Annotated in this window: 10 protein-coding genes; 4 read left to right on the top strand and 6 right to left on the bottom strand. The window is 60.9% G+C overall.

What is annotated here, in order from left to right; translation table 11 throughout:
• Positions 1-89: 89 nt before the first annotated feature.
• Positions 90-1,028 carry a radical SAM protein gene (locus DW123_RS06245; protein ID WP_117743958.1) on the bottom strand — a complete coding sequence of 313 codons (939 nt, stop codon included), beginning with the start codon at positions 1,026-1,028 and terminating at the stop codon, positions 90-92.
• Between the two features lie 535 nt (positions 1,029-1,563).
• Between DW123_RS06245 and DW123_RS06240 the strand changes: the two genes are divergently transcribed.
• The 3 genes from DW123_RS06240 to DW123_RS06230 all read left to right on the top strand — a co-directional run bounded on the left by DW123_RS06240 (position 1,564) and on the right by DW123_RS06230 (position 4,484).
• Complete coding sequence (locus tag DW123_RS06240) at positions 1,564-2,763, top strand: MraY family glycosyltransferase (protein ID WP_118273131.1); 1,200 nt, start codon at positions 1,564-1,566, stop codon at positions 2,761-2,763.
• Between the two features lie 156 nt (positions 2,764-2,919).
• Positions 2,920-3,969 carry a tryptophan--tRNA ligase gene (gene trpS / locus DW123_RS06235; protein WP_117763107.1) on the top strand — a complete coding sequence of 350 codons (1,050 nt, stop codon included), beginning with the start codon at positions 2,920-2,922 and terminating at the stop codon, positions 3,967-3,969.
• Positions 3,970-4,190: 221 nt separating this feature from the next.
• The gene (locus DW123_RS06230) at positions 4,191-4,484 is read left to right on the top strand and encodes a DUF6485 family protein (protein ID WP_199570190.1); all 294 of its coding nucleotides are present in this window, start codon (positions 4,191-4,193) and stop codon (positions 4,482-4,484) included.
• A gap of 147 nt (positions 4,485-4,631) precedes the next feature.
• On the opposite strand, the gene DW123_RS06225 is transcribed toward DW123_RS06230, so the two are convergent.
• From DW123_RS06225 to DW123_RS06205, 5 genes are all read right to left on the bottom strand, one after another.
• Positions 4,632-4,952 (bottom strand): MGMT family protein, encoded by a 321-nt coding sequence (locus DW123_RS06225; protein WP_117735598.1) that lies wholly within the window; start codon positions 4,950-4,952, stop codon positions 4,632-4,634.
• 80 nt (positions 4,953-5,032) lie between these two features.
• Positions 5,033-5,887, bottom strand: a complete 855-nt coding sequence (locus DW123_RS06220; RefSeq protein ID WP_118273132.1) for a DegV family protein — start codon at positions 5,885-5,887, stop codon at positions 5,033-5,035.
• Between the two features lie 119 nt (positions 5,888-6,006).
• The gene (locus tag DW123_RS06215; RefSeq protein WP_117735596.1) at positions 6,007-6,456 is read right to left on the bottom strand and encodes a MarR family winged helix-turn-helix transcriptional regulator; all 450 of its coding nucleotides are present in this window, start codon (positions 6,454-6,456) and stop codon (positions 6,007-6,009) included.
• A 154-nt stretch (positions 6,457-6,610) separates the two neighbouring features.
• Positions 6,611-8,281 (bottom strand): phosphoenolpyruvate carboxykinase (ATP), encoded by a 1,671-nt coding sequence (gene pckA, locus DW123_RS06210; protein ID WP_199570191.1) that lies wholly within the window; start codon positions 8,279-8,281, stop codon positions 6,611-6,613.
• Positions 8,282-8,559: 278 nt separating this feature from the next.
• Complete coding sequence (locus DW123_RS06205) at positions 8,560-10,131, bottom strand: L-lactate permease (RefSeq protein ID WP_118273133.1); 1,572 nt, start codon at positions 10,129-10,131, stop codon at positions 8,560-8,562.
• Between the two features lie 425 nt (positions 10,132-10,556).
• Here DW123_RS06205 and DW123_RS06200 point away from each other — a divergent pair, with 425 nt between their 5' ends.
• Positions 10,557-11,879 (top strand): lipopolysaccharide biosynthesis protein, encoded by a 1,323-nt coding sequence (locus DW123_RS06200; protein ID WP_118273134.1) that lies wholly within the window; start codon positions 10,557-10,559, stop codon positions 11,877-11,879.
• Positions 11,880-11,957 lie beyond the last annotated feature (78 nt).

Below are 11,957 nucleotides of genomic sequence, written 5' to 3'. Positions count from 1 at the left end.
ATCGCAAGAAGATGACGGGGCGGAATGTCAATCCTGGTCTAACAGAGCCTTTTTTAATCCCCGTCCCAGAAAAATCATCGACGAACGCACTACTTTGCGCTGGTGAGGACACCAGTGGTGTCGAAGGCCGGGGTGAAGCTCTCGTCTACCGCGCCGCCCTCTTGCCAAAACATCGTCGTAAAGCCCAGGTCGTCGGCATGGTCGAGCACCAGCTCGTACTCCTCGCGCGTCACGGCGCGCGCCAGGTCGCCGCCCTGCTCGCGCATGAGTGCATTGGGCGTGTACTGGTTCATGACCGAGATCGGCACGTCGCCCACCGTCTGCCACACCAGGTCTAACACGCGGCACGAGTCATCCGCATGCCCCGGCAGCACCAGGTGGCGCACGATGATGCCGCGCTTCATGAGCCCGCCCTCATCCACCAGCTCCCCCCCGCGGCGATCGATCTCGCGCGCCATCTGGGCCAGACCCGACACGGCCACGCGCGGGTAGTCCTTAATATGAGAAAGCGACTGCGCAAGCCCGGCATCGGCATATTTAAAGTCGGTGAGCCACACATCGACCAGGTCGCCCAGCGCCGCCACGGCACTCGCGCGCTCGTAGCCACTCGTGTTGTAGACGATCGGGATGACCAGCCCGCGCGTCCGCGCCGCAGCAATCGCGGCAGGCAACAGGTGCGCATAGTGCGTCGCCGTCACCAAATTGATGTTGTTGGCACCCTGGTCCTGCAGTTCCAGCATAATCTCGACCAGGCGCTCAGGCGAAATCTCAAGGCCAAAATTGCCGGTCGAGATCTCGTGATTCTGGCAGTAGATACATTTGAGCGAGCAGCCGCTAAAGAAGATCGTGCCCGATCCGGCCTCGCCCGAGATAGGCGGCTCCTCCCACATATGAAGTGCGGCGCGGGCCACCTTGAGCGTGTCGTTAGCACCGCATACGCCGCGCGCGCCCTCATCGCGCGCCGCACCGCAACGGCGCGGACACAAATGGCAGGCGGGCGAAAAAAGTTCGGTCAACGACGTCGGCATAAAAACATGCTCCAAAACAACGATTCAGCAGCTCAAACGTAAAGGGCCAGGCCGCGTAGACGGCTCCGTCCCTAAGGCGCCGTAATCGTCCGACACGATTTTTGTAATGTCAAGACTGGAATCCACAAAGTGCCGCTTTATGATGTAGGTATTCCGCCCCCCGCGGAGCAACTGGGTGAACCGTCGCGTTTATTTAGGGAGCCCACACAGTCGTACCTAGTACAGGTATCCTTCGTTGTTAAGGACGCTGGAACAGTCGATGAGGGCACCCACCTGTTTTAGGTGGGTTCATTTTCGTAACGTGGGGGGTGGTTTTCTTTTGCCGATTTTTCTGAATACCGCCACTGCAGGCCCCACATGGACGCTCAGTGGCATCCAGCAGAATCCCCACCAACATCCCAATATCTGGTAAGCGCGTGATAATCGCACGGTGCAAACCTCCGCACCCCCTCGGTCGAGTATCATGGGTCAGCTACGCCTTTTTTGCGCAGCAACCTTTGACCTTTTCCTTCGACGCTTGGCGGTTTTTAGATTCATGGCTTTATCCCCGAGCTACATACCGTATCTATGCGTGGCAGCGGCGGCCTTTATCACGACCTTCCTCACGGTGCCCCTGGTCAAGCGCTTGGCAATTAAGCTCGACGCCGTCGACTATCCTTCTAAGCGCCGCATCAACACCAAGCCCATCCCGCGTTTGGGCGGAACGGCGGTGTTTTTGGGCCTGGTCGTTGCCTGCATTGTGCAAATCCTAGGCACCTGGCACCTAGGCTGGCCGCCCGTCCTGGTACCGCACCCACGCCTTCACATTAGCTATCCCATGCTGGCGCTCTCCTTTACCGTCATCTTTGCGACCGGCGCTATCGACGACGTCTATCAGCTCAAGCCCAAACAAAAACTGGCCGGTCAGGTACTCGCCGCGCTCATCGCCTGTATCGGCGGCTTGCGGATCGTCGTCATCGTCAACCCGTTTGCCCCCGGCGAAATCATGCTCGGATGGCTCGCCTACCCCATCACCGTGATCTATCTGGTGGCATTCACCAACATCATTAACCTCATCGACGGCCTCGACGGCTTGGCCACGGGCATCTGCGGCATCGCATCGTTCACCATGTTTTCGATGGCCGTTCTCTCGGGGCGCATCGACGCCGCAGCGCTCTCCATTGCGCTCTTTGGCGCCTGCCTGGCCTTTTTGCGCTACAACTTCAACCCCGCAAGCATCTTCTTGGGCGACTCGGGGTCGCTGCTTCTGGGCTTTGCGCTGGGCTCCATCTCGCTGCTCAACGTGAGCCGCACCGCCGCGCTCACCTCGCTTATCATCCCGCTCATCGTTGCCGGCGTGCCCATCATCGACACGTTTAGCGCCATCGTGCGCCGCAAGCGCGCCCACATTAGCATCGGGCAGGCCGACAAGGGCCACATCCACCATCGCCTGATTCAGGAGGGCTACAACCAAAAGCAGGCCGTACTGCTCATCTATGCCTGGTGCATCATGCTTTCGGCCGGCGCCGCCGCCATTAATCAGGTCGAGGTCCCCATGCGCGTGCTCATCTTTACCGTGCTCGCCATTGGCTCGGCAGCCTTCGCCAAGCACCTGCACCTGTTTGAGTCCGTGCTGCGCCACCATTACAACAAGCGCACGCACGAGGACGAGCTGGTAACCCCCGACGACCCCGCCTTTAAGCAGGAGGAGCAGGCGGCGGAAGAGCGTAAGGAAGAGCGGCACCACAGGCGCTAGGGTTTGCTGGCGAGGATGGGCTAGGCGTTGGCAGCCGTTCGCGCGGACGGCGTGACGGACATGAAAGCCGGCTCCCGACAGTCCCTCACCCACTCACGCCCACCCCTCAATAAACACGCTATCATCAAGACCTGCGAACGAACGTTAGGAGCAATCATGCCAAACGAGAACAGCTACGAAGTCGCGTTGCAAAAGAGCAACGCCATTCGCGAGGGCCTGGCCAAGACGCCCGAGAAGTTCACCATGCTCACCGGCGACCGCCCCACCGGCCGTCTGCACCTGGGCCACTACTTCGGTACCCTCAAGGGCCGTGTTGAGCTGCAGAACATGGGCGCCAAGACCAACGTGCTCATCGCCGACTACCAGGTCATCACCGACCGCGACACCACCGAGCACATCCAGGACAACGTGTACAACATGGTCATGGACTACCTTGCCTGCGGCATCGACCCCGACAAGACCATGATCTACGCGCACTCCGCCGTGCCCGCCGCCAACCAGCTCATGCTGCCGTTCCTGTCGCTGGTCTCCGAGGCCGAGCTGGCGCGCAACCCAACGGTTAAGGCCGAGATGGAGGCCAGCGGCCATGAGCTCACCGGCCTTTTGCTCACCTACCCGGTGCATCAGGCCTGCGACATCCTGTTCTGCAAGGGCAACGTCGTGCCCGTCGGCCGCGACCAGCTGCCGCACATCGAGCTCACCCGCACCATCGCCCGCCGCTTTAACAACCGCTACGGCAAGGTGTTCCCCGAGGTCGACGCGCTGCTGTCCGACACGCCGCTGCTGCCCGGCTTGGACGGTCGAAAGATGAGCAAGAGCTACGGCAACGCCATCAATATTTCGATGACCGCCGAGGAGACGGCCAAGCGCATCAAGAAGAGCCAGACCGACTCCGAGCGCATGATCACGTTTGACCCCGAGAACCGCCCCGGCGTGTCCGGTCTGCTTTCGACAGCCGCCATCTGCACCGGCCGCTCCGAGGTCGAGATCGCCGAAGAGATTGGCATGGGCGGCTCCGGTCAGCTTAAGAAGTACGTGACCGAGGCGGTCAACGAGTACTTCGCGCCGATCCGCGAGCGTCGCCAGCGCTATGAGAACGACCTGGACTATGTGAAGGACGTGCTGCACGAGGGCAACCGTCGTGCCAACGAGATTGCCGAGCAGACCCTGGCCGAGGTTCAGGACGCCATGGGCATGGTGTACTAGTCGAGAGCAATAAACAACACTCAAACTAAACCGCCGCGATGAGCACAATCCTCGTTGCGGCGGTTTTGTTTTCTTCAGAGGTCGGTCGCCGAGATATTCAGCCGCTTGGCAGAACCCCTAAGTCGCAAGCACCTTGAGGCTATATACTGTTAAGCAATGACACCCTATTGTTTAACATGCGGCAGCTTTTACGGCAGACCCGACCGACCGGAAGGAGTCCCATGAGCTCAGTTGCATTTTGTACCTGCAACGACCGGAAATGCCCATTTAACCCTGTCAACCACGACAAGGGCTGCACACCATGTATCGCTAAGAATCTGCACGAGCACGAGATTCCAACGTGCCTGTTCAACGCGATTTCTCCCGATCGGCTTGATGCCGATAAAGACGAGTGGTCGTGGCAAGCGTTCGCGCGGCATGTAGAAGCATATCTGGGAAGCGACAGCCCAAGAATCCCCGCAGGCGAAGAAGCGCCGCAGGGATTTACCAAGATCGGTTGCTGTAAGCGGGACTAACAATCAAAGTTAGTGCCCCCCTAAAACCAAACGTCAGTACCTCATTATGGGATAACAGACCTGATGGGTTTGCCCCATGCTTACAGGAAAGAAACCACCACAAAGGGGACAGGCACCTTTGTGGTGGTTTTAGCCACGGCAGAACCGTTAGAGTCCGGCAGGCCAGCGACAGGCGCCCAGATCGACGTGCATGTCGTCCTTAAACGCCACACCCTCCCCTAGCAAAAGCTCACGTTGAGCATCGGGACCGCCAAAAGCAAAACCCTCGCAAATGTGCCCGTCGGCAAACACCACGCGGTGACAGGGAATCTCGCCGGGGCGCGGATTGCTGTGCAGCGCATAGCCCACAAAACGCGCGCTCCGCGGACGACCGGCGAGCAGCGCCACCTGGCCGTACGTGGCGACCATCCCTTCGGGGATCTGCTCGACCACCTCGTACACCCGTTCAAAAAAGCCCTCAGACGCCATTGCTCACTCCTTTCCATCCGGAAAAGCATAAACCACCACAAAGGTGCCTGTCCCCTTTGTGGTGGTTTATGGCAGGTCGGTTAGTTGGTAGGCTGGAAGAAGGCTATGGCTACGGCGCCGGGACCTACGTGGGTGCCGATGGTGGCACCGATGGTGTGGACGGGCAGCTCGCCCTCGATGTGGCCAGCCCACAGCGCCGCACTGTCCTCAATATACTTCTTGAGCACCGCATCCGAAAGGCCCGTATAGCCGAGCGCCAACGGCATGGAAAAGTCGACGCCGCCCGCCTTTTCGACTTTCTGGTTGAGCAGGTTACGGCCGTTCTTAGAACCGCGTGCCTTGCCCAGCTGCACGATCAGGCCATCCTCCACAGCCACCACGGGCTTTACGTTGAGCAGCGTACCCACGGCGCCCGCAGCAACAGACAGTCGACCGCCGCGCACCAGATACTCCAGTGTCTCGAGCAGGCCGATAACCACAACTCGGTCGCACACGGCCTCGACAGCCGCCACAATCTGCGCCGCACTGCGGCCCTCGTCCACCAGGCGCAGGGCATACTCAACCAGCACGCGCTCGCCCAAGGTCACGTTATTGCTGTCCACGATAAACACGTCGCCGCCCGGAGCCTCGGCAAGTGCGGTACGGGCGCTCTGATTGGTGCCCGAAAGCTTAGCGCCCACGGTAATAATCACAGCCTCGTCGCCGGCCTCACGTGCTTCGGCAATCGCCTGCGAAAAGGCATACGGGTTGACCTGGCCGGTCATGGGCAGCTCATCGCGCTCCACGAGCATCTCGTAAAAACGCTGGTGGTCGATGTCGACGCCATCCATGTACACATCGGTGCCAAAGGTGACGGACAGCGGCAAAACGGCCAGCGCCGGATGCTCGGCCGGCGACATATCGCTTGCGGAATCGGTAATAATGCGGACAGACATAGTTGATCCTTTCTTGCGCGGGCCTCGCGCAGGGAATTTTGACAGCAATGCCCCGGCACGGCGAACGCGCTCAAACGGGACTCTGCAGTTGTTTATCGGAAGCAAATGCCCCAGCGGCTCTACAGCTCGCGCAGGGTGTTGAGAATCGTGCGCAACGACGCGTACATCTGCTCGCGCTGCTCCACGCCCATAGTCTTGCCGGTGGTGTCGAGCACTTCGCGAATAATGCGATCGGCCTCGTTCATGCTCTCGCCACCCAACGTGGTCAGACGAACCGGGGCACGGTATTTAACGGCAGCATCGCCCGAATCTTCGACCTCGACGTAGCCGCCCTCCTCCAGATGCGCCAGCGTGCGCGAGACAGCGGCACGGGTCACGCCTGCCATGCGGGCGAGGTCGGCCCCAGTCAAGCCGTCCTTGCTGCGCTCCAGATAGTACAGGCACATAACATCGGAGCCCTTGAGGCCCAGCCTTGCGCCCTCAGATGCCTTAATGCGCTGGATCTCCTTGTAGAGACCGCTGATCAGTCCGACAAAGTCCTCGAAACGTGTCTCGTCGCTCTGCTGCATGGGAGACAACCGCCTTTCGCTTGCATAATGCTAACGAGTAAACATCTTAGCCGTACTCAGCGACCGGCAGCCCCACGCGCCCCATTTGTTAACCCATCAACATAAAAACCACCACAAAGGGCACCTTTGTGGTGGTTTTGAACTCGCGGCGATGCTAGAGACGAAGTCCCAGCAGGCCGCGGCCGCGATGACGGGCCTCGGCGGGCACCTGGGCGTGCGGGCCGGCGGCCTTGACGGACTCGGGCAGGTGTGAGTACTTCTTCTCGAAGTTCTCCTCGAACATCACCGCCAGGTTGTGCGCGGCCTCGTCGTAGCGCGCGGTGCTCTGCCAGTACTGGCGCGGCACCAGGATGCCGTCGGGCACACCGTGGCACGTGGTGGGAATGTCGACGTTAAAGATATCGTCGTGCACGAACTCGCTGTCCTCGATGGTACCGTCGAGGGCGCGGGCCACCAGGGCGCGCGTGTAGGCAAGCTCGATACGATGGCCAACGCCGTAGCCGCCACCGATCCAGCCGGTATTGACCAGGTACACGCGCGTGCGGCCGTCGGCAATGCGCTCGCCGAGCATCTTGGCGTAGACCATAGGGTCGAGCGGCATAAACGGCTCGCCAAACAGCGAGGAGAACGTGGGCGTGGGCTCGGTGACGCCGACCTCGGTGCCGGGGATCTTGGCCGTAAAGCCTGTCACAAAGTGATACATGGCGGCATCGGCCGTCAGGCGCGAGATGGGCGGCAGCACGCCAAAGGCATCGCAGGTCAAAAACAGCACGACGCTCGGGGTGGTGCCCATGCCCTTGGTCCACGCGTTGGGGATATGCTCAACGGGATAGGCCACGCGCGTATTGTGCGTGATCGAGACGTCATCATAGTTGGGCTTGCGGTTCTCGTCGAGCACCACGTTTTCGCAGATGGCGCCAAAGCGAACGGCGTTGAAGATCTCGGGCTCGTGGAACGCGTCCAGGCCCTCGCACTTGGCGTAGCAGCCGCCCTCGATGTTGAAGATGCCCATGTCGGACCAGCCGTGCTCGTCGTCACCGATCAGCAGTCGCGTGGGGTTGGCCGAAAGCGTGGTCTTGCCGGTGCCCGACAGGCCAAAGAACACCGCGGTCTCGTGCGTGACGGGATCCATGCTGGCCGAGCAGTGCATGGGCAGCACATCGTCCTCGACAGGCAGCAGGTAATTCATGACGCTGAAGATGGACTTTTTGATCTCGCCGGAATAGCCGGTGCCGGCGACCAGAATCACGCGTTCCTGGAAGTTGATGACCACGGCGGCGCTGGAGTTGAGGCCCTTGAGGGCAGGGTCGCACTGGTAGCCAGGGGCGGCAAGCACGCAAAAGTCCGGCTCACCGGTGCGCGCAATTTCGCGAGCGAGCGGACGGGCGAGCATTTGCTTAATGAAGAGCGCCTGGCTGGCACGCTCGCAGGCGACGAGCAGGCGACGCGTGTAGTTGCGGTCGGCACCGGCCATACCGCGAGTGACGAACACGTCGCGCTCGTTGAGATAGTCGACGACGCCGGCCTTGATGGCCTCGTAGCTCTCGACAGACAGCGGGCGGTTGACGGCACCCCAGGCAATCTTGTCGTGCACATCGGGCGTGTCGACGATAAAGCGGTCGTTGGGCGAGCGGCCAGTACGCTCCCCCGTCTCTATCACGAGTGCGCCATTGGACGCCATACGGCCCTCTTCGCGGCGGATGGCGTGCTCGACGAGCTCCGCGGCGGGTAGATCGACCAGCAGACGGGGCTCGTTCTCGGCGGGATCTTCGACCAGCGTAATGCCAAAGTTGGACAGAACTTCTGCAGGGGTAACACCAGGCATGGGGCCTCCTTTAAAAACGCGGCACGTGGACGCGGCGCGCACTTTACTCACATAAAGCCCGTTGTACCCGATATGCAAAAACGTTTTTGCGGCAACCGCGAAGCACCCGCCCAACGGTCAAAAATCGCACGCAAGCGGCCTAGTCATTGGGGACGTTCTTAAACGACTAGCCATTCGGGACATTCTTGAACAGGCAACAACCAAGGAGTGTCCCCAGATGCCGGCACTTAGGGACGTTCCCAAAGTGCCGGCACATAAGGAACGTCCCTAAGTGCCAACTATAGCGGCAGGCCTTGGCCGAGCATGGCGATGGCGCTCATGAGGACCAGCATGCCGGCAGCGTAGGGCAGCACCGCGCCCAGGAGTTCAGCGTCCTTACCGCGTACATGCACGGCGGCCAGGCCGATGGCGAGCGTCTGCGGCGAGATCATCTTGCCGGCGGCGACGCCAAGCGCGTTCAGCGCGACCATCCAGTAGTCGCTCACGCCCAGCGCGGCGGCAGCCTGGCTCTGGATGGGGCCAAACAGCATGCCTGAGGACGTGCCCGAACCGGTCACGAACGCACCGACCGCGCCGATCCACGGAGCCAGAATCGGGTACAGGCCACCGGCGACCGCAATGCAAAACGCGCTGATCGAAGAGATCATGCCCGCATAGCCCATAACCTTGGCACAGCCCAGAACCGAAAGCATGGTAATGACCGTCGGCATCATCTGCTTGACGGTCGCGGCCAGTACCTTGCCCATCATGCGCGGCGAAGCACCCTGAATGGCGCCGCCGACAAACGCCGCCAGGAAAATCCAGACGCCCGGCGTGTTGATCCACGAAAACGTGAGCGTGCCGGGGTTCTCGCCGCAATACACCTGCACCTGGCTCGCAAACGGTGCGAGCGCAGCATGCACGGCAGGCACCAGGTTAGACGTTCCCAACAGCAGCACAAAGATCAGGATGAAGCACGACCAAGCCGAAAGCGCCGACTTAGCGGTGAGCTGCTCGCCGGCCTCGATATTCATGTGGAAACGTGCGTCCAGATGCCCCGACTTCTCGGCACGCATGACAAGCGCAGCTGTCAGCGCGAGCGAAACGATGGAACCGACGACGACGGCAAGCTCGGGACCCACAAACATGGCAACGACCAAGGCCGCGCCGACAAAGGACACACCGGAAAGCAGCGCCACGCCGGCAACGCCGTGCAGACGCTCGCTTACGCTCGCTACGTTGCCTTGATCATCGGCGACACGGCCCGCGACCAATACAATGAGCAGCGGCATCACCACAAAGAACGGTGCGAGCTGCACCAGCTGAACGGTCGCCAAATGCAGCGGGTCCAGGCCCACCAGGTCGGCAACGGACACCGTGGGGATGCCGATGGAGCCGTAGGGCGTGGGCACGCCGTTGGCCAGTAGACAGATCAGCACGGCAGGCACGGCCCCAAAACCAAGGCCCGCGAGCATGCCGGCGGGAATGGCAACGGCGGTACCAAAGCCGGCCATGCCCTCCATAAAGCCGCCGAAGCACCACGCCACGAGCAGCGCCAGCAGACGACGGTCGCTGCTGATGGAGGTGATCATGCTGCCGATCACGTCCATGGCACCCGTGCGCACGCACAGGTTATACGTAAAGACGGCGGCGATAATCACGAGCACGATGGGCCACAGGGCCATCAAAAAGCCCTCGAGCGAGGCCGTGGCTATCTGCGCCGTCGGCAAATGCCACCACGCAAGGGCAAGCACGCACGAAAGGACAAACGATCCGATAGCGGCTTTCCAAGCTGGCCATTTAAAGCACAGCAGCATCACGACAAGCCAAATGATCGGCACAAGAGCCAGCAGGAAAGCGGCGACGTCCATGGTTCATAGCTCCTTGCTACCGCGCGGGCGGCATAGGGGTGTCACAAAACTTCATCAGGATACCGCACGTTTGCCGACAAATTACAGCCGCCCGCCGAAATTATTGAACAACCGGTTCAAAAACACGAGCGGACGCCGTCGCGTCTATACTAGAGCGCAGTAATAGAAAGGACTCGCCTTGAGCATCACGCCCCTCGACAGCATTCGCCACGCCATCGCCCGCCGTAACGGCGTCACCGACCCCACCGTATCGGGCGGGGCGCACGGGCAGGGCGGACGCATCGAGAACGGTCTATTCCCCGCGTCTCACACCGCCGAGGAGCTCGCACGCATCCAAGAGCTAAGCCAACGTAACGCCGGCGGTCCCGACAACGGCCAGGCCACACGCCGTCGCCGCGAGCGCGATCGCCAGCCCCATCCACCGCATGGTCAATGCCTGGTGGAACCGCCTGCTCGGAGCCGTCTACGGCGGCGGCTTCTCCGCGCAAGAAGCCGAGTACGAAGATCACGCCACCCATCGCGACTACCTTTGGAATACCCTGGGCACCGCCGTATGGGGCATGGCGTTTCCGCTGCTCACCATTGTGTCGACGCAGCTCGTGGGCGCCGAGGAAGCCGGCAAGTTCTCCATCGCCTTTGTCACCGGCACGCTCATCATGATCGCGTGCAACTACGGCGTGCGCAACTTTCAGGTCTCGGACATCGACGAAAAGACGTCCTTCGCCTCCTACCAGCTCAATCGTTGGATCTGCGGGGCCCTAGCCTTGGGCTGCGGCCTGCTCTATAGCAGCGTCCGCGGCTATGACGCGCATATGGCGACGATCGGCCTTGGGGTCTACCTCTACAAGGTCATCGACGGCGTCGCCGACGCGTACGAAGGCCGCCTGCAGCAAGCCGATAAACTCTACCTGGCCGGTATGAGCCAAACGCTGCGTTCCGTTGGCGTCATCGCGGTCTTTGGCGTTGCCCTGCTCCTCACGCGCAGCATGCCCATCGCAGCCATGGCAATGGGCATCGCCGCGATCGCCTCACTTGTGCTGATCACGGCGCCGCTCGCCCTGCTCGAGACCGAAAAATCACGCCGCATGAGTCTGCGCGAGGTCGGTCACCTGTTTGTCCAGTGCGCCCCGCTTTTTGGCGCGCTGTTCCTGTTCAACCTTATCGAAAGCATGCCCAAGTTTGTGATGGAAGGCACACTGGCCTACAAATATCAGCTGTACTTTAATGCCCTGTTCTTTCCGGCGCAGGCTATTTTGCTGAGCATTGGATTTATCTATAAACCGCAGCTCCTGCGTCTATCGAGCATTTGGGCGAATCCGCGCAAGCGTCGCCGCTTTGACCTGATTATTGTTGCCGTTATGGCGCTGATCGTAATCATCACCGGAGCGTGCGCCGCATTTATGGCAGGCCCCGGCATCCCCATCATGAGCTTTATGTACGGCCTTAACTTTGAGCGCTACCGCACGCTGGCACTGCTGATGGTTGTCGCCGGCGGCGTCACCGCGGCAATCGACTTTATCTACGCCATCATCACGGTGCTGCGCCATGCCGGCGACGTCACCAAGATCTACCTGATTTGCTTCGCCGTAAGCGTGGTGCTACCGGTGATTCTGATCAATCTGCTCGGCCTGATGGGCGCCGTCGTGAGCTACCTGGCGGTCATGGCCCTACTGCTGGTGTTGTTGATAATCGAGTACGCCCACATCCGCCAACGCATCGAACGCGACCGCCACCCGTACGGCGCCTAAATGGTGCAATGGGGGGTCTCGTTGCGGACGATTTGCGACACGCAAAACTAAGTGAGTAGACTTTTGCCGAATCCCTGA

The sequence above is a fragment of the Collinsella sp. AM10-26 genome (assembly GCF_003472525.1).
Classification (GTDB): domain Bacteria; phylum Actinomycetota; class Coriobacteriia; order Coriobacteriales; family Coriobacteriaceae; genus Collinsella.
This window is presented reverse-complemented; position numbering and strand designations above follow the sequence as displayed.